Below are 26,780 nucleotides of genomic sequence, written 5' to 3'. Positions count from 1 at the left end.
TTTGACGCAATCATATAAACTATGGTGCAAATGGCGATTTTTACACCCGGAAGTACCTATTTTTTTTAATAAAACAAATCAACAATAAGCGGTAGCATGGCGCAGGCCGATAAGGAGTTTTTAAATCAGGTAAACGCAAAAATTGCTGCCAACATCAGCAATGAAAATTTTGGTGTTACTGAATTGGCCGATGCCATGAACATGAGCCGCTCTAACCTGCTGCGAAAAGTTAAGAAAGCCTCTGATTTATCGGTCAGCCAACTCATCAGCCAGGTGCGCCTACAAAAAAGTATGGAGTTATTGCGCACGGGTACATACAATGTATCAGAAGTAGCGGTGCAGGTGGGTTTTAGCAGCACATCTTATTTCATAAAATGCTTTCGTGAGCATTATGGCTATCCGCCTGGCGAAGTAAATAAGCGGTTAAACAGGCCTGACATACCAGCGGTTGATTTGCCTCCATCGAACCGCAAGCAGAGGACACTACTTATTGCCGGTTTTATCAGCTTGCTTGTTGCAACAGTTGCCGGGTGGTTTGCTTACCCGGCATTGTCGCGCAAAAATATACCGGTGCAGGAGAAAGCTATTGTAGTGCTGCCTTTTAAGAACGAAAGCAACGATACTGCCAACGTGTACCTTGTTAACGGTTTAATGGAAGCCGTCTTGAACAATCTGCAAAAAATTAAGAGCCTGAAAGTAATCAGCCGGACATCAGCCGAAAAGTACAGGGGCCTTCGGCAAACCATTCCGGAAATGGCCAGGGAACTGAATGTAAACTATTTTGTTGAAGGCAGCGGTCAGAAAATAGGCAATCGCCTGGTGTTGAACGTACAGTTAATTGATGCCTCCGACCGGCAATTGTGGAGCCGGCAATACAGGCGAGAGGTTGGGGATATCTTTGCACTACAACAGGATATTGCCACCGATATTGTGGAAGAAGTGCAGGTATTCATCACACCTGATGAAAAGAATCGCCTTGAAAAACCGCTTACTCAAAACACAACGGCCTTCACTCTTTTTCTGAAAGGGCTAGAACTACTGAATAAACCCGGGGCAGGAAATTTCCCGAAAGCACTCTCGTACTTTCAGGGTGCTATTGCTGAAGATAAAACTTTTGCCATGGCATACGCCTGCGCCAGTATTGCCTGCTATTACATCGATATCTATCAATCGGAAAAACCACATCTTGATACCTTGGGTACCTATGCCGACATGGCCATGCGCCTTGACCCAACGCTTAGCGAAGGCTATACTGCAAAAGGCATGTATTTTCTGTTACAAAAAGAGTACAGCCAGGCGTTGCCGTACCTCGAAAAGGGGCTGGAGTATAATCCCAACTCCACGCTTGCATTGAGTTTACTGGCCGATTTCTATGGCAATCAACTGCCCAACACCGGTAAATACCTTGAATATGCCCTGAGAGGGTTGCGTTTGGGGGCACAGTCTGGCGATTCGGTTGCCATCAGCAACTTTCATTTAAGGCTGGCCAATGCACTTATACAAAACGGCTTTGCAGATCAGGCACTGGAGCATGTTAACCGATCACTTGACTATTATCCTGAAAATGCATACTCCCGGTATCTTCGTGCCTTCACGCTTTTTGCAAAAAATGGTGATCTAAATCAAACACGCGATTTGCTGGCCATTGAATTTCGTAAAGACACAATGCGCATCGATATCCTGCAAGAAATCGGCAAAGTAAGTTACTACCTGCAAGACTTTGACAGCGCGTACCAGTGTTATAAACGATTTAATTATTACCGGGAAAAAATGAAATTAGACATCTACCGGCATGAAGATATGACGATCGCTATGGTGTACGCGAAGGTTGGACTGAAGGATAAAGCCAATGAATTTATTCGGAGTTACCGGCAATACCTGGATACGGACCCAACAGCTTACAAGAATCTTGGATTGGCCATGTATTATAGCCGAACCGGTGACGCTGTAAAAGCCCTGGAGCATTTACAACTTTTTGCGAAAGAGGATAACATCCAATATTGGATTGTACTTTTCCTGAACAAAGATCCGCTTCAGACAACCATTGAACGTTCACCAGAATTTCAACGGGTAGTGCGTCAAATTGAAGAACGGTTTTGGGCCAACCATGAAAAATTGAAGCACCGGCTGGAAGAAAAAGGGTTACTGTAGCGGGTTGTACCAGGAATAACAACGTTCTTCCGCTTACCTGATAAAAAGAAAACCCGGAATTGCTCCCGGGTTTTTGAGTTGTTAGTTGAACGTTATTCGTGTTAGGACGCTCCCATCAACTATAAACCAAGAACTAACAACTAAAAAGGATACGCCCCCTTCTCAATTACATAATTTGCCACCTTTCTTCTGGCTTCCTTCAGGTTATAGGGTTCAATTTTAGTAAAGCGTTTCAGTCCCATCAGCATCAGGCGCTGTTCATCGCCCTCGGCAAAGGAGGTAATTGCTTCACGGCCCGCTGTGGCTGCTTTGTTCACCGCATGATGTAGGTAAATCATCGCCATTTCCTTCTGCATCTCACAAGCCTTTTCGCCTCGCTGGCCAATCAGTTTTTCCACGCGTAGCAATGTTGATTCGGCCACATAGCCTTCAATAAGCATATCGGCCAGGTTCATTAAAATTTCCTGTTCATCCGAAAGTTTCATCATGAACTTTTGCACGGCCGCACCGGCTACCATCAGGCCGGCCTTTTTCAGGTTGGCCAGTACTTTCTTTTCTTTAACAAACAGGCCCCCCTCTTCGCTGGCTCCGAAATCCGGAATCGACATCAGTTCTTTCTGAACGGCCATGGCCGGGTTCATTAAATCCAGTGAGCCTTTCATGGCGCGTTTCAGGAGCATATCAATGGTGAGCAGGCGATTAATTTCGTTGGTGCCTTCAAATATCCGGTTGATGCGTGCATCACGGTACGCACGGTCCATCGGCCCTTCGGCCGAAAAGCCCATGCCTCCATAAATCTGCACGCCTTCATCAACCACAAAGTCAAGCACTTCGGAGCCATGTACTTTCAGGATGGCACATTCTATCGCAAACTCTTCCAGTGCCTTTAACCTCGCCTTACCGGGTTCCATGCCCCCGGCTACAAAAGCGTTATAGGCATCGTCAATGTTCTGCGAAGCCCGGTAATGCGCTGATTCGGATGCAAACACTTTGGTGCACATCTCGGCAATTTTATGCTTGATAGCCCCAAAGTTGGCAATGGATGTTCCAAACTGTTTGCGCTCTTTGGCATAATTTACAGCCGTTGAAATAGTCTTCTTGCTTCCGCCAACCGCAGCAACGCCAAGTTTAATCCGGCCGATGTTGAGGATGTTCACGGCAATCTTAAAACCGTTTTCGCGTTCGCTCAGCATATTTTCTACCGGCACCTTGCAATCGTTGAAGAAAATCTGGCGCGTAGAAGAACCCTTAATACCCATCTTCTTTTCTTCCTCGTTCATGGTAATACCGCCAAAAGCCTTTTCCACAATGAAGGCACTCAGGTTTTTGTCGTTATCTATCTTGGCAAACACCACGTACACATCGGCAAAGCCTCCGTTGGTAATCCACATTTTTTGTCCGTTGATGATGTAGTGCTTACCCTCTGCACTGAGTGTAGCTTTTGTTTTACCGGAGTTGGCATCCGAGCCCGAGTCAGGTTCGGTTAAACAGTAGGCTGCTTTCCACTCGCCCGATGCAAGTTTTGGAATGTACTTTTTCTTTTGCTCTTCGTTGCCATAATACAGGATAGGTAGTGTACCGATGCCGGTATGTGCAGAAATCGCAACAGCAAACGAATGGCCTGCGCCCAGCACTTCAGCAATAAGCATAGCGGTGTTAAAATCCATACCAAAGCCGCCCAATTCCTGCGGCACGGATGTGCCCAGTAACCCAAGTTCACCGGCCTTATCCAGTAAGGAGGGCATCAGTTCCGGGTGCTTCATGGAATCAATTTCATCCAGCCTTGGCCAGATTTCTTTGGCCAGAAAATCTTCGCATTGCTGCTTGATCATCAACTGCTCTTCATTGAATTCTTCGGGTATGAAGATCTCATTTGCCTGCGTTTCACGGATCAGGAATTCGCCTCCTTTAATTGCGCTTGTTGTTGCTACTTCGGTTGCCATACTTTGTGTTGTTTCGACATTAGTATCAAGACATTAGACATAAGACTCCTGGCGCAACGTCTTGATCAAGCCAAAAGTCATTTTTTGTATTTCGGAAATCCTATTCGTTAAAAAATCCAATTGTTCCTGAGTAATCAGGTTTACATCAAAAGAAAGAATCAAAAGCGTTTCAAGCTCATAGGCCGATCCCAAACTCATGTTTAAGAACTGTGCAAAGTCCTTATCTGTATTTCGCCCAGCACCTTCAGCAATGTTAGTTGGAATTGAGACTGTGCATCTGCGAAGTTGTGATATCAATCCATACTTTTCCGAAGAAGGAAAGTCGACCGTCAATTCATAAATCTCTTTAACGAGTTGTCTCGATAGTTGCCAAACTTTTAACTCTTTGAAATTATGCATCGTCTTACTACTTACGTCTTTTGTCTTATGTCTAATTCAAAAGCTCATAAATCCCCGCCACGCCTTGTCCTCCGCCCACACAGGCTGTTACCATTCCGTATTTCTTTTTCTGTCTGCCGAGTTCATTAAACAACTGCACGGATAAGCGTGCTCCGGATGATCCGAGCGGGTGGCCAACAGCTATTGCGCCTCCATTAACATTTAGCTTCTTACGGTCAATGTTCAGTTCTTTCACTACGGCCAATGCTTGTGCGGCAAAGGCTTCGTTAAGCTCAATCAGGTCAATGTCATCCAGTTTCATTCCGGCCAGTTTCAATGCTTTGGGTATAGCAGCCACCGGGCCAATGCCCATGATGCGCGGGTCAACACCGGCAACAGCATAGCTCACCATGCGCGCAATCGGTTTTATGTTTAGCTGTTTTACCATACGCTCGCTCATTACCAGCACAAAGGCAGCGCCATCGGATGTTTGCGATGAATTGCCGGCTGTAACGGTACCGTTCATGGCAAAGACCGGCTTTAATTTTGATAAACCTTCTACGGTTGTGTCCGCACGGATACCTTCATCGGTAGCCACTACAAACTCGCGCGTTTTCTTTTTCATGTTCTCATCCACATACACTTCCTTAACGGTGATGGGAACAACTTCATCTTTAAATTTTCCGTCCTTCCATGCTGCCGCAGCTTTCATGTGCGATTCATACGAAAACTGATCCTGCTCTTCGCGGGAAATTTTGAATTGCTTTGAAACCTCTTCGGCTGTGAGGCCCATGCTTGTATAATACGTTGGATTCTCCGTAGCAATTTTATAGTTGAGCGCTGTTTTGATACCCATTACCGGAACCAGCGACATGGACTCCGTTCCTCCGGCAATGATGACATCCGCCATGCCGGCCTGTATGCGTTGACTTGCGATAGCAATGGTTTCAACACCACTTCCGCAGTAACGGTTCACAATCATACCAGGCGTATCAATACCGAGCGCAAGCAGGGAAATCATCCTTCCCATCTGCATGCCTTGTTCTGCTTCGGGTACTGCATTGCCTACGATTAAATCATCTATCATGCTGTTCTCCAATCCGGGAACGGATTTAACAAGATGTTTAATCACATCGGCCGCCAAATCATCGGGCCTTACAAAACGAAAGCCTCCTTTTTTTGCTTTGCCTACTCCTGTTCTGAAACCTGCTACGATGTATGCGTCCATATTTTTTCTTTTTTAGTAGTAAGACTTAAGTATTAAGTAGCAAGACCAAGCAGCAAATTTCTTAAGTCTTGCTACTTACGTCTTTCGTCTAATTTCTAGTTTCTTAAAGGTTTTCCCCCTGTTAAAATGCTTTGAATTCTCTCCAACGTCTTCCGCTCCCCGCACAATGAAACAAACGCCTCACGTTCGAGATCCAGTAAGTATTGCTCGCTTACTTCCTGGGGCGATGTTAAATCGCCACCGCACATGATGTTGGCGATCTTCATAGCGATTTTCAAATCGTGATCGGAGATGTATCCACCCATTTTCATTCCGTTTACTCCTGCTGCAAAGAGTGCCATGCCTGCCCTGCCTAAAACTTTAATGTTGCGTGCTTGTACGGGCATGGTGTAACCGGCTTCGGCCAATTCAATCACCGTTGATTTTGCTTCAAGTATCTGCCTGTCTTTATTAATAACGATGCGGTCTTGTGCGCGCAGCACACCCATTTCGCGGGCTTCTTCGGCAGACAACGCCACTTTTGCCGTTGCGATGTTCATGAATGCGGCCTGCAGCGCATTCATTTCGGCATCGCCTTCCAGGTAGCGATCGCTTACCCGTTTGGTAAACTCTTTCGTTCCACCTCCGCCCGGAATCAAACCAACACCCACTTCTACCAGGCCGATATAGGTTTCTGCGGCAGCTACTGCGATGTCGGCATGCATGGTCATTTCGCAGCCTCCGCCCAGGGTTCGGCCCTGTGGGGCAACCACTACGGGAACAGACGAATAGCGCAGGCGCATGACCGAATTCTGGAAAGCCCGCACCATAAAGTCGATTTCGTCATAATCCTGCTCGATGGCATACATAAAAACCAGCCCCAGATTGGCCCCGAGCGAGAAATCCGGCCCCTGATGGCCCACCACCAGGCCCCGGTAGTCCTTTTCTGCCAAATCAAGGGCTTTATTCAGCCCTTCAATCACAGCACTGCCCAGCGTATAGCTCTTGCTGTGCCAACTGAAGTTGATGACCCCATCGCCCAGGTCGGTTACTTTGCTTTCAGCATTTTTCCAGACCACCTTATCGCTCAGGTTTTCAAGAATGATGAAAGCCTCTTTGCCCGGTATGACTTTGTATGACTTTGAAGGAATGTCGTAATACTTGCGCTGACCACCTTCAACTTTATAGAATGATTTGTTGCCGCTGGCCAGCATGTCGTACACCCATTGTGCGGGTTTGTAGTTCATGCCTTCCATGGCGTGCACGGTTTTCTCTACACCGAGTGCATCCCATGTATCGAACGGTCCGAGTTCCCAACCAAAACCCGCACACACGGCATCATCAATTCTGAAAAGTTCATCGCTGATTTCCGGAATCCGGTTCGATGCATATTGAAACAATCCGTAAAAACAATCGCGGTAAAATTCTCCGGCTTTGTCTTTGCCCGCCAGCAATACTTTAAACCGATCGCGCAAGTTGTCGATTGTCTTCGTAGTTTCAAGTGTTGCAAATTTTACTTTCTGCTTTGGCTTGTACTCGAGTGTTTTTAAATCGAGCGTAAGAATTTCAGTTTTGCCTTTTGCGTCTTTTGCTTTCTTATAAAAGCCCTGACCGGTTTTATCACCGAGCCATTTATTTTGATCAAGTTTGTTTACTACATCAGGCAATTTGAAAATTTCGCGGCCTTCATCATTAGGCAAACCTGCATATAAATTGTTGGCTACTTTTACGAGTGTATCCAATCCAACAACATCAGAAGTACGGAACGTTGCCGACTTTGGGCGGCCGATTACCGGGCCGGTCAGCTTGTCAATTTCATCTACATTCAGGTCGTATTTTCGCATGGAGTCGATAACCTTTAGAAGGCCCCATACACCCACCCGGTTTCCGATGAAAGCGGGCGTATCTTTGCAGAGTACGGATACTTTACCCAGGTACAGATCGCCATAATGGAGTAAAAATTTAGTTATCTCCGGGTCGGTATCGGCTGTGGGTATTACCTCGAACAACCGCAGGTACCGGGGCGGGTTGAAGAAGTGTGTACCCGCAAAATGGCGCTTAAAATCATCGCTTCTGCCTTCGGCCATCAGGTGTATTGGTATACCGGAAGTATTGGAGGTAATAAGCGTTCCGCGCGTTCGGTATTTCTCTACCTGCTCATATACTTTCTTCTTGATGTCGAGATTTTCTACAACCACTTCAATTGTCCAATCGTAGTTTTTGATCCTGGGAAGATCATCATCAAAGTTGCCGAGCGTAATACGCGATATAAATTTTTTGCTGTAGATCGGGCCGGGTGAAGACTTGATACACTTATCAAATGATGACTGAACAATTCTGTTCTTCACCTGCTTGTTATCGAGTGAAAGTCCTTTTGCTTTTTCTTCTTCGGTAAGCTCTTTCGGTGCGATGTCAAGCAGCAACACTTCGCAACCGATGTTGGCAAAATGGCAGGCGATGGAAGAGCCCATTACCCCTGAACCAAGAACAGCAACTTTGCGGATGGATCGTTTCATAAGTAGTTGTTAGTTGTTGGTTGACGGATGTTGGCTTTGTTCATCTACGGACTAAGAACCAACAACCATCAACTATACGTTTGTTCGTAAATAGTATTTCGTTCAATAATTTTATTGATGTTTTGAATCACTTCAAAAAACACACTGAGTTTCTCCTGTGGTATTTCTTCGCGTACGGCCTCATTAAACCGAAGTACAATTTCTTTTGAGCGCTCCCTGCCTTTTTTACCTTCATCCGTAAGAAAAATGCGCACCGAACGTTTATCGGATTTATCCACCTCGCGATAGATTGCCCCCTGTTCTTCGAGTGACTTGAGCAACCGGGTTAAGCTTCGTGGTTCCAGGCCCATTAACGGGCCTATCTTAGTAGCCGGTGTTCCTTCTTCAGCATCAATGTTGAGTAAAACGAAGCCAATGGCCATGGTGGCATTGTAACGGGCCGCCTGCTGGTTATACATACGCGAAATGGCATGCCAGGCAGACCGAATGTGGTAATCAACAGTTTCTTCGCGCTTCATAATCCCCGAAAGGGATACGAATATAGAAATATTTGTTATGCGTGCATACTATTTGTTGGAATTTTTGTCCCATCATGCCTTTTTCGTGGGCAAATCAAATGCCTTGGCTTCATGATCAAAATGCCCCTTGTGCGAGCCATCGCAAAACGGTTTGTTGTTGGAGCGGCCACATCGACAAAGTGATACCAGTGTTCGGCCTTGCAAGCCATAGGCCTTGCCTTGCATATCAACAAGCTCAAAATCGCCTTCAACCCGTAATGAACCGTTGCTGTTTACTGTAATCTTCGTTGTTGCCATACTTGTTTTGATTAAGATTTTCTATCGATACCAAATAAGCAAATAATTGACGGAGGAGGCACGGTACACCTCCGTTTTCGTTGCCAAACTCCTCAGCCATGCCTCCATGGATGTCCTTAAGCGGTGCTGTGTTTTTGTCTCACAAATCCAGTTCATCATGCCCATACCGTCCCGGGCCGTAAGCCGTACCAAATCTTCTGCGTACGCTTTCTGTACAACACTTTCAGGTACTTGTTTATCAATGAACACATCGCTTACAACCAAATCGTAAGTTGACTTGCTTTGCTGAATGAACGCTGCTGCATCGGCAATGTGTATCGAAAGCTTTTCATGCCGGTTAAGCTGAAAATATTTTTTTGCCAGATCAATTACTACGGGGTCAAATTCCACACCGGTAATTTCAGGCGAAAGCTTCAGTTCATCACACAAAATACTGGCTACGCTGCCTGCACCAAATCCAAGAATTAAAACAGTTTTTGGATTCCGCTTCTTTACTTCAAATTTTTTAAACGTCTTTTGAAATATTTTATGCAGCGTGTCGAACGAATAATTTGCATCGGGAGAGTGCAGAACATGCGTTCCGTTTTGATACCATACTTCCAATTCTCCGCTTACTGCACTTGGTCGTTTCTCAACAATTGTCCCGGAAACATAGCTGAGTATTTGTTGACTTATGGATTTCACTTTTTATCAAACATACGCTTGAAGAAATCGGCCGAAGCTTTATAGGCACTTAACCAGTTTTTGTGCAGCAGAAATCCGTGCACTTCGTCCGGAAAAATCAATTGCTCAAAATACACACCTTGTTCGCGCAGGTTTTCGACCAGGCTTACCGTTTCACTGAAGGGCACATTGCGATCATCATCGCCATGGATGAGCAACACCGGTGAGCGCCAGCCTTTGATAAAATGCATGGGTGACGATTCAAAAGCAAGGCGCGCAAAAGCCTGTTGCTTTTCGGCCTGATAGGAAGGCACAAAATTCCGGATCACCATATTCCAGTCGTGCACACCGTGAATATCCACACCGCAAGAAAATAAATCGGATGCCCTAGCCAGGCCCATGGCCGTTAAGTAACCACCATAACTACCTCCCCATAGCCCGATTTTCTTCGGATCAACATCGGGGCGTTGTGCCAGGTACAACCCCGCACCTTCCACATCGCGATACTCGCTGGCACCGGCTGCACCATAATCAATCGCTTCACGAAAATCCAATCCGTACCCAATACCGCTACGGTAATTTACCGACAACACCACATAACCCTGGCTGGCAAAGTATTGGTTAAGTGCATAGGCGTTGTGATAGTATTGACTGTAATGAAACCCCAGCACCATTTGCCTGCGCGAGCCGCCATGAAAGAAGATCACAGCCGGCCGCTTATCGCCAGCCTTGGCGCTCTTCGGCAGAAATAGTTGTGCTGGGATTTTCATTCCGTCCGTAGCTGTGATCATCACGGCCTGCGGGGTTACGAGATCTTTTTTAGGAAAAGTTTTAGGGAATAAATCGGCCGCAATCATTTTTGATTGTCCGTTGGCTGCTACTACATGCGGCCAGGCGGCCGTAGTGGCATCGGTACGAAGGCAAACCAATCCGGCTGTTGTTTCAACCGGTGAGTATTCAATGCCATCGCCCGTTGAAAGCTGTTGTGGTTTACCTCCGGTAGCGGCCACTTTAAAAATATGCCTCCTGTCAATGTCGCCAATGTTGGTTACATAAATGAGGCTCTTTCCGTCACGCGCCACATCAACTGATTCCACTTCGCCATCGCCCGGGGTAAGCAATACCGCCTCCCCTCCGTTTATGGAAACCGAGTACAGATGTTGCCAGCCACCGCGCTCCCACGGAAACACCAGGCGGTCGGCCATCCACCAAAGCATATTATCCCCTACCGGAATACCGGTGTGCAGCACACTGCCTTTGCCGGGTTTAGCGGCCCAAACTTCTTTTGCCGTTCCGGTGCTTACATCAGCAACACGTATAGACCAGGGATGGCCTTCACGTGCCGGAACAAAGGGCAGGCGGTTGCGTACATTGGGTGTGCGGATAAAAGCGATTTGCTTTCCATCGGGCGACCAAACCGGATTACCGTCCCGATCAACACTTGGGTCAAGAAACTGAAGGGTGTTGGTTGAAAAATCATAAACACCAATAAACGAATGGTCGGTGCGGCTGCTCACAAAAGCCAGTTTACGGCCATCGGGCGACCAGCGCATGTTGCTTTGCGTGCCGCGCGAATGGAAAAGCTTTTTGCCCTTGCCTGCTGAATCGAGTTTAACCAGCCACACCTGGCCGCTGCTTAAATAAGCCAATGATTTTCCATCGGGTGAAAGTTTGGGATAAAAGCCGGTGGCCAGCTTTCTCAAATCGCTGCCATCCACATTCATCATCCAGATGGCGCGATCAACGCTGGGCTGTAACGCAATGGGGTTGGGTAATTCATTTGCGCTGTTGGGTGCACCTCCGCGTATGAAAATGATTTTCGCATTATCGTTCGTGAACTGCAACGATGCTATTTCCTGTCCGTCATCCTGATTGTAGTTGGTAATTTTTCTCGGAGTGAAATCAGGTGCATCGGCCACGTAAATGTTACGCGCACCCTGATCATTAAACACCCAGGCAATACGCTTGCCATCGCTACTGGCGGTGAGGTTTGTAGGGAAGGGTACGTTGAGGAGGTTATCAATCGTGACCTGGGCGAATGCTGCAGATAGTGTAATGAGCAGTGCGATAAGAAGGCTTACTTTTTTCATATCGGTGTTTGAATTTATTTCGGTTAAAGCTTACTAAATGCAAAACCACAGAGGTCACAAAGTTTACACTAAGAGCACAGAGAATTTGTGTTTAATTCAAATCCCTCAACAACTGTTCATAAAACCACAAGGCTGTTTTATAACTCTCCAAACTCACGCGTTCGTCAATGCCGTGAAAACCAATCGGGTCAATCATCGGGCTGAACTTGATGATGTTGGATGACACTTCCGTAAAATGCCGGGAGTCGGTTGCGCCAATAACCAGAAATGGCGAGGTGATTACCTGCGGATAACTTTTTTTAATTGTAGAGGCAATTTTCTGATACCCAAAACCATTTATTGGCGTTACGGGCGATGGCTCTGAAACATTTTTATTCAATGGCGCAACGTTAACGCGTTCATCGTTTATTTTCTTTTTCACCTCTTCAATTACCTGGTCAGACGTATGGCCCGGCAACAACCTGAAATTGACAACGGCTGTTGCTACCGTGGGCACCACATTGTCTTTAATGCCGGCTTCAATAATGGTTGGCACAATGGTGGTGCGGATCATCGCATCGCCTGTATTGCTTTGGGAGTACGTGCTTAAAATCATTTTCTTGAACAACCACGGATTGGCAAGCGCCATGCGCTGAACAAACGGCATTTCGGGGCCAAGACTTTCTATAAGGCCATGCATCGGTTCGGAAAACTCCGGTTCGAAGGGTTTGCTGCGAAGCGTGTTTAGTGCTTTAGCTAAAACATCAATAGCGGTTTCTTTTTCGGGCATAGAAGAATGGCCGCCCGGAAGGCTAACCGATAATTTTAATGAAAGATATCCCTTCTCGGCAGTGCCGAGTAAGGCGATGGGCTTTGTCATCCCGGGAACTTTTTCTGCTGTAATCAGCCCGCCTTCATCCAGCACAAATTCGGCTGCAATGTTTCTATCCTTTAAAAGTTTGGCAATTGCTGTAGCGCCCTTTCCTCCAATTTCTTCATCGTGGCCAAAAACTAGGTACACTGTACGCTCGGGTTGAAAATTTTCGGTTAACAATTTCTCCACCGTTTCCATAATGGAAATCACATTGATTTTATCATCGGTAGTGCCACGCCCCCAGATAAAATTATCCTTTATCACGCCCGCAAACGGATCGACTGTCCACATGGATTTGGTGGCTTCTTCAATGGGCACCACATCCTGGTGGGCCATCAGTACCACGGGCTTCAGTTCGGGATTTTTTCCTTCCCACTTGTAGAGCAAACTATATCCCGCTACAATTTCACGTGAAAGTATTTCATGGGTTTTTGGATAAGTTGCCTCAAGGAATTTGCGAAAGTTTAAAAATTGTGTTGAGTCAAATAACGATGGATCGCCATAGGAAATGGTTTTGTAAGAAAGCGCTTGTTGAAAGTGTTGCAGGGATGCTTCTGTTAATTCAGGCGCAGGTACGGACTCAACCGCTTGTTGATTGGATTGAAACTGAAACGTGTTGAACAATACTATCCCAACAACAAAAAGAAACAACAGCAACAAAAGGAGAAAGAACTTTTTAATCATGACAGGTTTGTTTATAGTTTATTTATAGCGTTTCCCTTTTTTAATTACCATATCCACACGTTGCAGCAAAGCGATATACCGCAACACATCGCCCTTCACGGCAATAATATCGGCATACTTGCCTTCGCTGATGGTTCCAAAATCTTTCTCTACGCCCATCGCCACGGCCGGCCAGTACGTGGCCGCACGAATAGTGTACATCGGGTCGAAGCCAAATTTGTTAACCCATACATCCAGTTCGTTCCAGGTGCTCTGGCTGTGAAACTTCATCGGAATGCCGCTGTCGGTACCTATCAGCAACACCACACCAGCCTCCTTCAACTGTTTAATCTTCGTTTCCAGTGTTGGTTTTCGCAATGGGTTCAATCCGAAGTAAGAAAGCCTGCCCGGGTATTTAATCGACTGCTTAATATCGGCTATGACCGAATCGGGCAAACCCAGGTGCCAGCTGGTGTTATCCAGTTGTTCGGGGTTGTCGCGCACATATTCATAATTATAAAGTCCTTCAACGGTGGGCGTCCAGAATAATGGGCCTAAACTCATTTTCGCAGTCCGCTCTTTAATCATGGCAATAATATCGGCCGGATATTCAGGCGCAGCAGCCAATCCGGTATGCTCAAAACAATCCACACCTGCTTTTAACCCTCTGCGTATTTCATCGGGGCGGTGCGCGTGTGCGACAACCCTTAATTTATTCTTGTGCGCCTCATCTACCACGGCCAGGTACTCTGCTTCCGTCATTTCATCCTGATCAATAAGTTTGATGCAATTCACTCCGGCTTTAGCCAGGCGCTGCACTTTAGCCCGTGCATCGGCTTCGCCCTTAACACCCCAGCGAAACTCGGCCGTGCCCGGATACGGTTCGTGCTGGATAAATGGTCCGCTCATGTACATCGTGGGGCCTGGTATTTCTCCTTTGTTAATGCGATCGCGCACGTTAATGCTGGCTTCAAGCGGTGCACCTAAATCGCGCGCGCTGGTAACACCGGCCAGTAAAAGCTGGTGTGCCGATGAGGGCATGATCACATCTTTTGCAATTTTCAGATAGGTTTTATCCCAGTGTGTGTAATCACTGTGCCCGTTAATCATCAGGTGCACGTGCATATCCCACAGGCCGGGCAAAACGCTCATGCCTTCGGTGGAAATGACTTCTGCATTTTTTGGAATATCAATTGATCCGACTTGTCCGATTGCTTTTATGCGTTCGCCTTCAATGATGATGACTGAATTCTGAAGCGGCTTGCCGCCATATCCATCTATCAGTGTTCCGCCAACCAAAGCCTTAATTTGTGCCTGGGATATGCCGCCCGCCAAAAGCAGGAACAGGGTAAGTAATGCCGTATGCTTCATTGCTGATTGTTTATAGGATTACAAGTAAGCTAACTGAAATGAAATTATCACGTTTATTTACACAGTTGGTGCATATCTTTAGTAAATTAAGATTCATTATCGGTTTCCAATTTAACTACGCTCGCGATGAATATGAAATATTCCCTTTCGCTTGGCCGAGTAGCTGGCATCCAGATTTTTGTACACTGGACTTTTCTCATCCTCATCGGTTGGATTGTATTTGTCAATCTGAAGCAGGGAATGAGCCCGGTTGACATTTTGTGGAGTGTGCTGTTTATTATTACCCTGTTTGCCTGTGTTACCGCACACGAACTGGGCCACGCCCTTGCAGCCAAACGATATCACATTAAAACCCGAAACATAACCTTGTTACCCATTGGTGGGCTTGCTCAACTTGAATCGATGCCTGAAAAACCTAAGGAAGAACTCGTTGTTGCGTTGGCCGGACCGGCAGTTAATGTACTTATTGCGCTCCTGCTTTTTCCGGTAGTTAAGCTAAATCCAAACCTGATTGATGAACTGGATTTAAGTAAGTTAAGTCACCACAACTTTCTTTTCTCGTTAATGGTGGTAAACATCTGGCTGGCGGTGTTCAATATGATACCCGCTTTTCCAATGGATGGAGGCCGAGTGTTCAGGGCCCTTCTTTCATTCAGATTTCAGCGTCATGTGGCTACGCGCATAGCTGCCTCGGTAGGACAATTACTGGCCGTAGGATTCGTGTTTATCGGCTTCTTTAACAACCCGTTTTTAATTTTTATCGGTGTTTTCATCTTCCTGGGCGCACAGGCCGAAGCACAATTTGCCGAGGCGAAATCATTACTAAGTGGTTTTACTGTAGCCGATGCGCTGATGAGCGATGTGCCTGTACTTCATCCGAACGACTCCATCGAGTTCAGTTCTGATAAACTTTTGTCCTCGCAAAACAAAAACTTCATTGTAGTAGATGACGCCCGTGTTGTTGGAACGCTGAACCGCGATCAGATCATCCGAGCCTTGCGCGAAGGAAAGGCACATAATGCAGTAGCCGATGCGATGGATAAAAACTTCATTGAGCTTACCACCGATATGCCGCTTGAGCAAGCCTGGGTTAATCTGCGTAACGCCAAAAAATCGGCAGCCCCGGTTTTGAAAACCAGCACGCTTATCGGGATGCTTGATACCGAAAATGTTGCTGAATTTTTAATGGTGCGTGAAGCGAAGGAGAATCATTAACTGCGCGGCCCATACATCAGCTCCATTACCTTTTCTTTGTCCTCCTTCTCATTTTTTAAGTCGAACATCGTGCCGAACACGTGATCCCAGAGGGTAGAGCTGACGCCAAAACCCATGTGTTCATTTTTATAATGATGCAGGTGGTGGTTTCGCCACAGGCCTTTCATCCAGCGGAAGGGAGGGCTCCATGCATGAATAGCGTAATGCATGCTTCCGTAAAGCAGGTAGCCCAGCATAAAACCGGGAAAGAACATGGTGGCATAATTACCCATAATCAGAAACATTACTCCAAAAATTATAGAAGCGATGATCAGGCTGGGCACAGGTGGCATAAACAGGCGCTGTTTATCGCGTGGAAATTCATGGTGGTTTCCATGCAGAATGTAAACCATTCTTCTGGCCGTTTCTGATTTTGGAACCAGATGAAAAATAAACCGGTGCGCCAGGTATTCAAAAAATGTCCAGAAAAACATACCGGCAAAAAATGTTACGGTAATGCGTATTCCTGAAAATTGCAGCATGGTGAGGCTGTAATACAGCAGGTAAAAAATTACAGGTAAATACATACCCCAGATTACCAGCGGGTGGGCTTTGGTAAGCATTTCCAGAAATGGATTTTCAAACAACCGGGCCTGACCTTTGTTATGAATTTTTTCAAATTTCATACATCTTCCTTTTTATGAGGGTAAAATTTTACACCAGACGGGTAATCATTGCACTGATGTTGATCAGAAAAAAGGAAAAATAATTGAGGGTCCTTGCGCTAATTGACCTGATACGATCGTGCGAAATAGTTACTTACCCAGTCGGATTCCGAGGAAAATAGCTACCGGCAGGTTTACTTCTATTTTTTGAGTCCGCTGTTTAGTTTCGGGTACATCTGGAAATTCTTCCGTTCGGACCACCGAGGAGTAATAAAGACTTACTTCAGTTCCGATAAACACCTGGGTGGCCAACTGAAACATAATACCGCCCCGGGGACCCATACCCCAGCCACTTCGTTTGGTGGTTATGGTTATGCCTCCCCCAAAATTGTCTAACGTGGTTTCTTCCTTGCCTCCTATAATCAACAGGTCGTAGCCATAAAGATATATCCACCGGGTGCCTGCCTGCTGTTTGTGTTCATAGCCAAGCCGGAGTACAAAATCTCTCGTTATTGTTTCAAAATCATTTCCGTTACTGTTGTCTGAAAATTTTTCGCGGGCATAGCTAAATGCCCCGGCAAATCCAACCCCTGTTGTTTTGTTGTTGGCTGCGTATTGCAACTGAAACGGATTATTGGTGGGCGTGGATTCATCGCTGAAATTTAAGACCTGCCTGATGAGCGGGTTGATTTCCACATTTATGTAATGCCAGTTACGCTTCGTGCTGGTTTGTACTGTGTTCTGCTCAGGACTTTCTTGTTTATCGGTGATTATGCTTTGTGATTCAGGCTTTCCTTCCGAAACCGGTCGAGCCGCTTGTTTCGGAACTTTTTGTGCTTCACCCACCCATACCAGCGAACCAAGGCCGGGGTAAGTTATGGCCTCCAGGCCGAGACAGCGATTGTTGAAAACGAAGTATTCCGACAGATTTGCCGTTTCGTACTTAAGTGACCTAAAATAGCTGTCAGGATTACCCTGGCAATTAAACCTGTTTCTTAAAAGCAGGTGAAATGATTTTGCTGTTGTATCGGTTACCGCAGGTGTTGGTGAAAGCAGGATGATAAGACCGGCTGCTTCACGGCAAAAAAAGTATCTTTTATTTTCAACCTGTGTAAAGTACAGGCTGCTTTTACCTTCTACCAGCACATTCAACAAGACTTTTTGTTCAAGCCATTCGGGGTTCTGCGGACTATCCTCCGGGCGATCAACATACACATTCGAAATAATGTACTTTACCTTGCCGTAAATAGCGAACTCCCGTAACTCAACTACGGGCTTTTGATGGAGTGTGTCCAAAAGGTGAAGACGGAAATTCAGGTAAGAATCCTGTCGCCAGTTTTCGGGCCGTATAAAGCACTCGCTTCGGTAACCGGTGTGGTCAATGAAGTATCCCTTTAAAAAAACTGCTTGGGCGTTTGCTGCAACTGAAAAAGCTAAAAAGGCAACCAGCTTATAAAACAAAGTGCTACGATGTTAATATTGTTTAAACGGATTTGAAAAGCGGGGGTCTGTGATCATCGTGTGGTCTGTAAGCGCATTTAAAAAACTTATCAGCGCTGCCTTCTCTGCCGCAGTCATGTTCATACGAACGGGCTTACCATCCTCCGTACGGAGTAGTCCATCTAATGTTGGATTATTTTTTATGCCGCTGCTGTAGTGATCGAGCACTTGCTCAAGTGTTTTAAACCGGCCATCGTGCATGTACGGTGCTGTTAATTGAACATTACGCAGAGCCGGTATTTTAAATTTGCCGGCATCGTTCGGATTGCCCGTAAACGAACTAAGGCCCGGGTCGGATGAAAGTGCATCAAGCCCGATGTTGGCAAACCCGCCAAGCGCGTGGCAGCCATCGCAACCAAATTTTTGAGTAAACAGAAATTGGCCAAATTCTTCGCTGGCACTGAGTTTGGCTTCGCCACGAGATGCCCTATCTACTTTTGAATTGCTGGAACGGATGCTTAACAGGAAGGCGCTTAGCCCGAGGGAAATTTTATCCGGGGTAACATTATCTTCATCAGGAAAGGCCTTGGTAAAAAGATGCTGATACTCCCATATTGTTTTCAATTTTTTTGCCAGGGTGGGCAAATCGTGCATACCCATTTCAATATGATCCATAATGGGGCGCGTTACCATGCTTTCAAGAGATGTTTCGCGGCCGTCCCAGAAAAGTCGTGTATCTGTACGGAAAAATGCAGGAGGGGGCACTACACCTGGCAAATATCCAAAAACAGTATCGGGTAGTACTACGGGTGTGGAATCTTCTTCAATAATCACGTTGTCGGCAAAAACATCGGATATAATGTTCTGGATGGGCATGGAGTTGCGCAAGGTGAGTTTGTTTTGAAAGCCCCGGCTAAAGGCAACGTTGTCGGAGAAAGCCAACACCTGCTTGTGACAACTCGCACACGAAATAGCGTTGTTGACAGAGAGGCGCGTATCATAAAACAACACCCGACCCAGGGTTACCAGGTTATCAGAAGCCCCGGGAACGTTGTATTGAAAGGGGGTGCGGGGCAGCTCCAGGCTTGTAACTGAGGGCCCTGATTCAAAGGGCTCGCATGCGCTAAGTATTATAACCAGCGAAAAAAAAGCAGCAAAATTTTTCAGCAGACACATAAACCCAATGGTTACTTAAAGAAAAGTAATCAACTCCGGGAGTTTTTGCAAATCGTAAACGAAATCTCTACGGGTTTATTATCTGCGGATTGGCAAAATCCCCCCGCAGCACCCGGTACCGCATGCGGGCTTCGGCTACATAAACACTGCCCGGGTAGCGGTTCAGAAATTCCCTGTACATTTCAATAGCCTTATCCTTGTTGTTTAGTTGACGATCGTAGATTTCGGCCTGCATAAAAAAGGCATCATCAGCCAGGACGTCCTCCGAATAGTCATCCAGAATTTTTTGAAGCAAGGCCAGCGATTTGTCGAATTCTCCACGTTTCATCCGCAGGGTTGCTTCCAGCCAGTACACATCATCAAGAATAGTGTGGTTGCTGAAGGTTACCCAAACTGAATCGCCTTGTGTTGCAGCATCGAATGAAAAGTTATTTAAGAAAGCATCTTCTTTTGAAAATTTTGACCTTCCCTCTTTCAATTGTTTTATTGCTTCCAGTGCCTGATCGGTTTTGTTCTGATACAACAACAACTCAACAACTGCATATGCCTGCAAAGCCAGTCCGGCTGAATCAAGTGCAATATTTTCCTTTATGCGCATACTCAATTCCATGGCATCGTTGGCTATCTCGCGGGTGGTAGCCTCTTTCAATATATCCAGGTGCTCCTGCGCTAACCGGAAGTCGCCTTTATAGTATGAGAGTTTGGCATTTTTCAGTTTGGCTTCATATCCCAGCGGGTTTTCTTTTAATGACTTTTCCACCTGCGCATACAGCAATGCCGATTCCCAGGGTTCGCCATTGAGTAAATAAATATCCCCTAAATCCAGCTTTGCTTTTGATTTTAACTGCAAGGAAGCTCTGGAATTGCCTATTAACTGGTTAAGTAACTGAACGGCTTTGCTTTTATCATCAAGGTAATATGCCCACAACAGTGCTTCGCTTCGTTGCGCTTCGTATGAATTGGTATTGTCGGGGTTTTCACTAATAAACTTTTTGTATTCTGTTATTAGTGCCCGCACCGAATCGGCTTGCACCGGAAAGGTGTTGCGTACCCGTGTTTCGCGCGTTCGTATAAGCCCCAACCGTGCCTGGAGATAAAACGGTCCATCGGGGTATTCGCGCGCCACATAGGCATAGGCGGACAGGGCGTTGTTGTAATCTTCATTATCCAGCGCGACCCGCGCCACCTCCAGGCACTTTTCACCAAACTTTTTGTTTCGCCTGTCATACGCACGAGCCTGAATAAAGGCAGCGCTAAAATTTTTCTGTTGCATAGTAACCCAAACCAACAGGTCGGAATACACTTCCATATCCGGGTACTTCTGCACACGTTCGTACAAGATTTTCTCAAGGCTTTCAAGTTCTTCGGGCTGAGTAAGCAATACCTGCATTACATTCTTTACATACTGAGTATTGGCCGAACTTTGCATAACGTAGGTAAGGTACTCCTGTACCATCTTATCCTTCTGCCCTTTAATCCGGTACAGCGAAGCCAGTTCTAGGCAAAATAAATACGGATTGCCAAGGGCATCCCGTCCTTCTGTTAACGCAACGATGGCATATTCCGCCAACGATCGGCTGGCCAGGTAATCCGAAAGCATTTTAATCCGGGATACATTGGTTTTATTCTCTGCAATCAGTTCTTTAAAAACTTTATCAGCCCTGGTAAGATCACCAGAACGAACATAAACTATACCCACATCAGCACGGTACTGCAAATTATCCGCATCTCTGCGCAATACCCGTTTAAGGTAATTTTGTGCTTCCTCAGCGGCACCGACATCAACAAGTAAGTTGATATAGTTATTATGAATAAACGGAACATTCACCTCGTTCTTGGCAAGATCGCGGTAAATATCCAGTGCTTTTGATTTCTCTCCTTTTAATAAATACTCGTTTGCTAACTGAATTTCATTTTGATTTTGTGCTCGTCCTGTTTCTAACCACAAGGTCAAATGGCTTATTATTAAAACGTATTTAATAATAGTATTGTTATAATTAGCGGTGGGCATTTGTGGATAGATTCAAACCTCTAAGTTACTTTTTATTTCCTGTGGATTTATTGTGAGTTTTAACCGGTTAGTTTATAACAGCTTAGTATAGTAATGAACAGCATGGGTATTTATGCATAGCAATCTTTTGTTGATTAAACGGTTTGTGAATGGATGTGGTTAACCTTGATTTAGTAAACATATTTTCTGTGCAATAGTCGTTTTTACTTAAGGAGGCAGGCAAGTACTCTTTTACTGATAGTTTTCCACATGTTATCAATATCGAATTAACAAGGGTCCTAGCTCCCAGTTTGCTTTTAGGTTTAGTTTTTTGCTGCCGGTATCGTCTGTATAAAAGGTAATCATTTCTGGCTCTATATTCAGATGGTAATTTCCCGGATCCCACTTTCCGTTGTCATTTTTATCTAGTACAACACGGATTTGGTATTCTCCCGGCAGAAGATTATCAAAACGCGGTTTTTTTAGGGTTGATTCAGTAACAACCTTATAGTCCGCATTTAGTAGCTGCACGATAATGTTACCGGCACCAACTGCTTCAACTAACAGTGTTGCGGTATTTTCTGGTTTTGTTACCGAAAAGGGCTGACTGGTATGACCCACTGTGTCGCCTTCGACAGATATAAATGCGCCCTTTGCAATAATTAGTTGATTGTAGGGTTTAGAGGCCGTGGGTTTTATAGCCGGTTTAGCTCCTGAAGTGGCTCGCCTGGTATCTTGCCCGGGTAGTCGCGGGCTTTGTTGGTTAGGGTTGTTTCTGGACACTTTGATCGCGGTCAAATCGAGTGCTTTTGTTAGCGGCTTGTTGATTTTGGCAATTGTATTGGTTGCATCCCAGGTAAAATCCTCGCTGGTAAATTTTACTGTAGTTAATGAATCTGCACGGATATAAATGCTGTCATACACAAGATGAGCCACCGGTTTGGTGAATACGAGTTCGCCTTTAACCAATTGTTTGTTTTCCACATAACTCATGTTCTGAGGCTTTAATTCAAAGCGATCTTTTTGCAGACTGGTTTTGTTAAATGATATATATAAAGTGGTATCCAGTGTGTTTAAAAGGCTATCAGTTAAAACGAGGCGAACCGGCAAACTGTCAAGTCCGGTCAGTGTATTGTAAAAGCGTAAACTTGAAAATTCAGGGATATCGTATTGCACCTTGTATTCCTTTAAAACACTTTGGATAGTACTGGTTGAATATCCTTTATTGAGCCTGACTAAAAAGTGATTGGCAATTGGCTTGGCAGAAATTAACCGGATGGGCCGCATGTCGAGGCGAATGGCATACAACACCTGACTGTTAATTGATTGTGTTAAGCTCAGTGTATCAGAAACAAATGCGAATGATTCACTGCGACTGTCGACCTTCAGATTTTTGTTTTTATCCTCGAAGGCGTAAAGGCGGTAATTTCCCCTTTTAATATTTTCTATGGCGAACTCACCTTCTTTATCGGTTAACGTAAAAAATTGGGCTGTGTGGTTGAAGATGTTAAACGTGTCGTTGAGCGGAGCAATAGCTACTGTAAAATTTTCTGCAGGCACTCCTTTCAGCAAATCCTTAACGGTTCCTTTTATAAACAGCGAGTCAATGTGAGGCCCTGTACTGAAAGCAAGTTTTAAATTTTTTGCAGGATTTTTCTCGGTTAAATCCTGGATGGATTCCCTGAAGTTAATGGTATAGGTTGTGGTATCAAGAAGTGTGCTGTTAAGTTTTATTGTTACTTTGTTTTTCCTGGCTATCGCCTCGAACTTTTTGCCGACTGTTGGGACGATTACAATTTGCTCACGTGCATTGTTTACCTGAACATATTCATCGAACACCAATTCAATCTGGTCGCCTTTAAAATTGGTTTGCCGATTTGCCGGAACCGAACGAATTAACTGTGGCGCACCCTCATCTTTGGGGCCCCCAGTAGGTGTTGTCTGTTTGGCACAACTAAAACTGAGTTGCGCCAAACAGACAGCCAGCAGAACCCGCATCAGTTCGGTTTTAACCTGGCAAGGAATATAAGACTTGAATAATTTGATGTTTTGCGTGCTTTAAGGTTTGATAATATGCCTGAATATAATGCCCGCAGGTAGTTTGTAATTGGTTTATCAGGATTAATCAATTTTTCGCTCAGCAGGCTAACATAGTATGCATCAAGTTTCATTGGAATTGTTTGCAATAGGTTGAATCGGTTGTTTTCAAGAAAGCCCGTCATACTATTTATTGTAAAATGCCAAAGATGCCGCGGAACATCATATCCGGCCCAGCCGCTGCCATATTTTTGAGCGTCATAAGCATGATAATTGGGAACCGCAACACACAATAGCCCACCAGGCTTTAATAAACTCCGCAGCTTAGTGATAACTTCATTAAGCCCACCTATATGTTCGAGCACATGCCACATTGTAATGACATCATACCCGTTTTCAGAAAGCTCGTCTACCGTGGTAAATAATTGTTTCTGTAGCAACTTTTCTGCCCTTGCTTTCGCTGCTGACGAGGGTTCCACCCCGGTTACATCCCAACCCCTGTTTTGCATGGTGTTCAGGAACTCCCCGGTTCCGCAGCCAACATCAAGAATCCGGCCAGTTGTACATAATTTTTTAATGATTGAATATTTACGTTGCAGCATAATGCCGCGTGCTGATTTATAAAGCCAGCTTGTGAGCAGTGAATCTGTTTTGCCTGTGTGCGATATGTAAGCAGAAAAATTGTAATACCGGGCTAGATTATCTGAAATGGGCCTGGGCGAAGTAATTACCAGCGCGCACTGAATGCACCGCTTTAGTGTAAACTTTTCTTTGGTCAGTGCATGGTCCATACACTCGAGATGGTGCTCAAATTTAACTGAGTTGCATACCGGACAAGAAAGCACCTCTTCCATTACCGGCCCATGTAAATGGTAAGGATTGACACATCAGCCGGGCTTACTCCGCTAATTCGCGAGGCCTGCCCTATTGTTAACGGCCTGATTCTTTTAAGTTTTTCGCGACCTTCGGCAGATAGGGCCTTTACCCTGTCGTAATCAAAATCAGGCCGGATGGAATAATCCTCAAGGCCTGAAATTTTTTGAACAAGTTTTTCCTCACGCTCGATATAGGTTTGATATTTCACAGCAATTTCAGCTTGTTCACGCGCTTCAGCTGAAAATTTTTGGAGAAGTTTTTCAATATCGTGATGCAAAACTGACAAGTGATTTACTCCGATTTCCGGCCGCTTTAACAGTGCGCTTAGCGTAGTCTTTTCTCGCAAGGAGGCGGTATTTAGGCCTGCAAGCTTTGAGTTAACCATGTCAGGGTCCACCTTAATCGTATTAAGGTAAGTGAGTACTTCTTCTATTTCTTTTCTCTTGCTCAATAATGCGGTTATCCTTTCCGAACTGGCAAGCCCTAGTTCATACCCTTTTTCGGTAAGCCGCAGGTCTGCATTATCTTGTCGCAGGAGTATTCTGTACTCTGCGCGGGAGGTAAACATACGGTATGGTTCCTGCGTGCCTTTCGTAACCAGGTCATCGATAAGAACTCCGATGTATGCATCAGAACGCTTTAAAACGAATGGTTCTTTTTGGTTTAGTTTATTATGGGCATTTATGCCGGCAACAAGACCCTGGCATGCCGCTTCTTCATAGCCGGTGGTGCCGTTAATTTGCCCAGCAAAGTACAGATTATCAATTAGTTGTGTTTCAAGAGTAGGTTTTAGTTGTGTGGGCGGAAAATAATCGTACTCAATAGCATAGCCCGGCCGGAACATTCGGGCGTTTTCAAAGCCAGGTATTTTTGTAAGTGCCTGATACTGAATATCTTCAGGAAGAGATGTGGAAAATCCATTAACATAGATTTCAACAGTGTTCCATCCCTCCGGTTCAACAAATATCTGATGCCGTTCACGCTCAGCAAACCGGTTAATTTTATCTTCTATTGAAGGGCAATAGCGAGGCCCCAACCCTTCAATCCGGCCATTAAACATTGGTGACTTCTCAAAGCCGCGTTTCAGTTGGTCATGAACCTGATTGTTGGTATACGTGATCCAGCAGCTTAATTGGCGTTTAAGAGGTGGTGTATCGGTAAATGAAAACTTGCCGGGTGCTTCATCTCCCTTTTGTTCTTCCATTCGGCTATAATCAAGGCTACGGCCATCTATCCGTGGTGGCGTACCGGTTTTCATCCGTCCTGATTCAAAACCCAATTGTATTAATTGCTCCGTTATTCCAACCGCAGCCTTTTCAGCGGTTCGGCCACCGCCAAAACTCTTTTCACCGATGTGAATTTTCCCGTTCAGGAAAGTGCCATTGGTAAGTATTACTGCTTTTGCCTTAATTTCAATTCCAAGGGATGTTTTAACTCCGCAGACCCTGTTTTGATCGACCAGGATTCCAGTAACCATTTCCTGCCAGAAATCGATATTGGGCGTTTTTTCAAGGGCCAAACGCCACTCTTCTGAGAACCTCATTCTGTCGTTTTGGGTACGTGGACTCCACATTGCCGGCCCCTTTGACCGATTAAGCATGCGGAATTGAATCATTGATTTATCGGAGACTATCCCGGAAAGCCCCCCCAGCGCATCAATTTCTCGTACAATTTGCCCTTTTGCTACACCACCCATAGCCGGGTTACACGACATTTGGCCGATTGTCTGCATGTTCATGGTTACAAGCAAAACCCTTGACCCCATTTTGGCGGCCGCGGCAGAGGCTTCGCACCCGGCATGGCCCGCCCCCACAACTATAATATCGTACTCTGGAAACATGGTTTTTTATTGTTTCACGTGGAACCGTTAATTTTTATTAACAATTCCACAAACATTATCCACAACCCTTGTGGTTTCACGTGAAACTATCGCAAAGATAAGTAAGTGTCTTCTTTAAGGCGCATTATGGCCTTATCTGAGGATGATTTATCGGAATAGCCTAAAAGATGAAGAACGCCATGAACCATGACCCGGCTTAATTCAATGTCAAAATCAACTTTAAATTTTTTTGAATTCTCTTTAACACGAGGAATGCTGATGAAAATATCGCCCTCGATGGATTCTTGTGGTGCTGAATATTGAAATGTAATAGTATCGGTTAAGGTTTTATGCCCTAAATACCTGCGGTTTAGTTTGGCCAGGTATGAATCGGAGCAAAAAATAATATTGATTAAGGAAACTGAATGGCCCTCCTTGTTAACCACCGCGTTCAGCCATTTCGATTTTTTTCGGGGCTGTAATACCTGAAACTGTACCCCTTCGCAGAAATAGCGGATAGGCATTATCAGGAATTCATATAAAAACTAAGCACGACAACCCGGCCACCATCCATAAATTCCACTTCGTCAGACAGGTGCTTCATCAGAAATATGCCTCTTCCCCCAGGCTTATTCAGATTTTCGGGAGAAGTTGGGTCCGGAAGGTCTTGAAAGTTAAAGCCGCTTCCCTCGTCTTTTATGGTGAATCGAAGTAATGATGAATCAAGAGAAAGGCTCAGGTGAACATTCTTCTGCTTATCCCCTGCATTTCCGTGCTTAATGGCATTGTTTACTGCTTCAGTTACGGCAATCATAATATTGCCATACAGGTCGTCATTTAACTGAAATCGCTCCTTGGCGTTATCAATAAAGCTTTCAATAATCCGGATATTATCGAGTATAGATGGAATGTGAATACTGATTGTGTTCATTC

At 45.3% G+C, this 26,780-nt stretch carries 21 protein-coding genes; 2 read left to right on the top strand and 19 right to left on the bottom strand.

Going from position 1 to position 26,780, the window contains the following annotated elements; translation table 11 throughout:
- Positions 1 to 96 precede the first annotated feature (96 nt).
- Positions 97 to 2,151, top strand: a complete 2,055-nt coding sequence (locus HRU69_04490) for a helix-turn-helix domain-containing protein (GenBank protein ID QOI96796.1) — start codon at positions 97 to 99, stop codon at positions 2,149 to 2,151.
- Between the two features lie 140 nt (positions 2,152 to 2,291).
- Here HRU69_04490 and HRU69_04485 read toward each other — a convergent pair whose 3' ends face one another.
- The 10 genes from HRU69_04485 to HRU69_04440 form a co-directional block, all read right to left on the bottom strand.
- Complete coding sequence (locus tag HRU69_04485) at positions 2,292 to 4,094, bottom strand: acyl-CoA dehydrogenase family protein (GenBank protein ID QOI96795.1); 1,803 nt, start codon at positions 4,092 to 4,094, stop codon at positions 2,292 to 2,294.
- 33 nt (positions 4,095 to 4,127) lie between these two features.
- Positions 4,128 to 4,493, bottom strand: a complete 366-nt coding sequence (locus HRU69_04480) for a four helix bundle protein (GenBank protein QOI96794.1) — start codon at positions 4,491 to 4,493, stop codon at positions 4,128 to 4,130.
- A gap of 31 nt (positions 4,494 to 4,524) precedes the next feature.
- Positions 4,525 to 5,700, bottom strand: coding sequence for an acetyl-CoA C-acyltransferase (locus HRU69_04475; GenBank protein ID QOI96793.1), 1,176 nt, complete (start codon positions 5,698 to 5,700; stop codon positions 4,525 to 4,527).
- A gap of 95 nt (positions 5,701 to 5,795) precedes the next feature.
- Complete coding sequence (locus HRU69_04470; protein QOI96792.1) at positions 5,796 to 8,195, bottom strand: 3-hydroxyacyl-CoA dehydrogenase/enoyl-CoA hydratase family protein; 2,400 nt, start codon at positions 8,193 to 8,195, stop codon at positions 5,796 to 5,798.
- Positions 8,196 to 8,263: 68 nt separating this feature from the next.
- Positions 8,264 to 8,713, bottom strand: coding sequence for a MarR family transcriptional regulator (locus HRU69_04465; protein QOI96791.1), 450 nt, complete (start codon positions 8,711 to 8,713; stop codon positions 8,264 to 8,266).
- A 72-nt stretch (positions 8,714 to 8,785) separates the two neighbouring features.
- Complete coding sequence (locus HRU69_04460; protein ID QOI96790.1) at positions 8,786 to 9,010, bottom strand: CDGSH iron-sulfur domain-containing protein; 225 nt, start codon at positions 9,008 to 9,010, stop codon at positions 8,786 to 8,788.
- A 21-nt stretch (positions 9,011 to 9,031) separates the two neighbouring features.
- On the bottom strand, positions 9,032 to 9,694 hold the full coding sequence (locus HRU69_04455) for a fused MFS/spermidine synthase (protein ID QOI96789.1): 663 nt from the start codon (positions 9,692 to 9,694) through the stop codon (positions 9,032 to 9,034).
- Complete coding sequence (locus HRU69_04450) at positions 9,691 to 11,763, bottom strand: S9 family peptidase (protein ID QOI96788.1); 2,073 nt, start codon at positions 11,761 to 11,763, stop codon at positions 9,691 to 9,693. Before HRU69_04450 ends, HRU69_04455 begins: the two co-directional genes overlap by 4 nt.
- A 91-nt stretch (positions 11,764 to 11,854) precedes the next feature.
- The gene (locus tag HRU69_04445) at positions 11,855 to 13,300 is read right to left on the bottom strand and encodes a M20/M25/M40 family metallo-hydrolase (protein QOI96787.1); all 1,446 of its coding nucleotides are present in this window, start codon (positions 13,298 to 13,300) and stop codon (positions 11,855 to 11,857) included.
- An 18-nt stretch (positions 13,301 to 13,318) separates the two neighbouring features.
- Complete coding sequence (locus HRU69_04440) at positions 13,319 to 14,650, bottom strand: amidohydrolase family protein (GenBank protein QOI96786.1); 1,332 nt, start codon at positions 14,648 to 14,650, stop codon at positions 13,319 to 13,321.
- Positions 14,651 to 14,776: 126 nt separating this feature from the next.
- On the opposite strand from HRU69_04440, the gene HRU69_04435 reads away from it, so the two are divergent.
- Positions 14,777 to 15,865, top strand: a complete 1,089-nt coding sequence (locus HRU69_04435) for a site-2 protease family protein (protein ID QOI96785.1) — start codon at positions 14,777 to 14,779, stop codon at positions 15,863 to 15,865.
- Here the strand turns inward: HRU69_04435 and HRU69_04430 are convergent.
- The 9 genes from HRU69_04430 to HRU69_04390 all read right to left on the bottom strand — a co-directional run bounded on the left by HRU69_04430 (position 15,862) and on the right by HRU69_04390 (position 26,778).
- Entirely contained in the window at positions 15,862 to 16,530 is a 669-nt protein-coding gene (locus tag HRU69_04430) for a sterol desaturase family protein (GenBank protein ID QOI96784.1), read from the bottom strand. The two genes, HRU69_04435 and HRU69_04430, sit on opposite strands and share 4 nt — an antisense overlap.
- Positions 16,531 to 16,659: 129 nt before the next feature.
- Positions 16,660 to 17,805, bottom strand: coding sequence for a hypothetical protein (locus HRU69_04425; protein QOI96783.1), 1,146 nt, complete (start codon positions 17,803 to 17,805; stop codon positions 16,660 to 16,662).
- Positions 17,806 to 17,982: 177 nt separating this feature from the next.
- Positions 17,983 to 19,125 (bottom strand): cytochrome-c peroxidase, encoded by a 1,143-nt coding sequence (locus HRU69_04420; protein QOI96782.1) that lies wholly within the window; start codon positions 19,123 to 19,125, stop codon positions 17,983 to 17,985.
- 67 nt (positions 19,126 to 19,192) lie between these two features.
- Positions 19,193 to 21,073 (bottom strand): tetratricopeptide repeat protein, encoded by a 1,881-nt coding sequence (locus HRU69_04415; protein QOI96781.1) that lies wholly within the window; start codon positions 21,071 to 21,073, stop codon positions 19,193 to 19,195.
- Positions 21,074 to 21,391: 318 nt separating this feature from the next.
- Positions 21,392 to 23,113, bottom strand: coding sequence for an Ig-like domain-containing protein (locus HRU69_04410; protein ID QOI96780.1), 1,722 nt, complete (start codon positions 23,111 to 23,113; stop codon positions 21,392 to 21,394).
- The gene (locus HRU69_04405; protein ID QOI96779.1) at positions 23,113 to 23,754 is read right to left on the bottom strand and encodes a class I SAM-dependent methyltransferase; all 642 of its coding nucleotides are present in this window, start codon (positions 23,752 to 23,754) and stop codon (positions 23,113 to 23,115) included. The genes HRU69_04410 and HRU69_04405 overlap by 1 nt, the downstream gene beginning before the upstream one ends.
- Positions 23,755 to 24,005: 251 nt before the next feature.
- Positions 24,006 to 25,868 carry a tRNA uridine-5-carboxymethylaminomethyl(34) synthesis enzyme MnmG gene (gene mnmG, locus HRU69_04400; GenBank protein QOI96778.1) on the bottom strand — a complete coding sequence of 621 codons (1,863 nt, stop codon included), beginning with the start codon at positions 25,866 to 25,868 and terminating at the stop codon, positions 24,006 to 24,008.
- 86 nt (positions 25,869 to 25,954) lie between these two features.
- Entirely contained in the window at positions 25,955 to 26,371 is a 417-nt protein-coding gene (ybeY, locus tag HRU69_04395) for an rRNA maturation RNase YbeY (protein ID QOI96777.1), read from the bottom strand.
- A 2-nt stretch (positions 26,372 to 26,373) separates the two neighbouring features.
- Entirely contained in the window at positions 26,374 to 26,778 is a 405-nt protein-coding gene (locus HRU69_04390) for an ATP-binding protein (GenBank protein ID QOI96776.1), read from the bottom strand.
- Positions 26,779 to 26,780: the final 2 nt, after the last annotated feature.

It is taken from the genome of Flammeovirgaceae bacterium, from assembly GCA_015180985.1.
In the GTDB taxonomy this organism is placed as follows: Bacteria; Bacteroidota; Bacteroidia; order Cytophagales; family Cyclobacteriaceae; genus UBA2336.
This window is presented reverse-complemented; position numbering and strand designations above follow the sequence as displayed.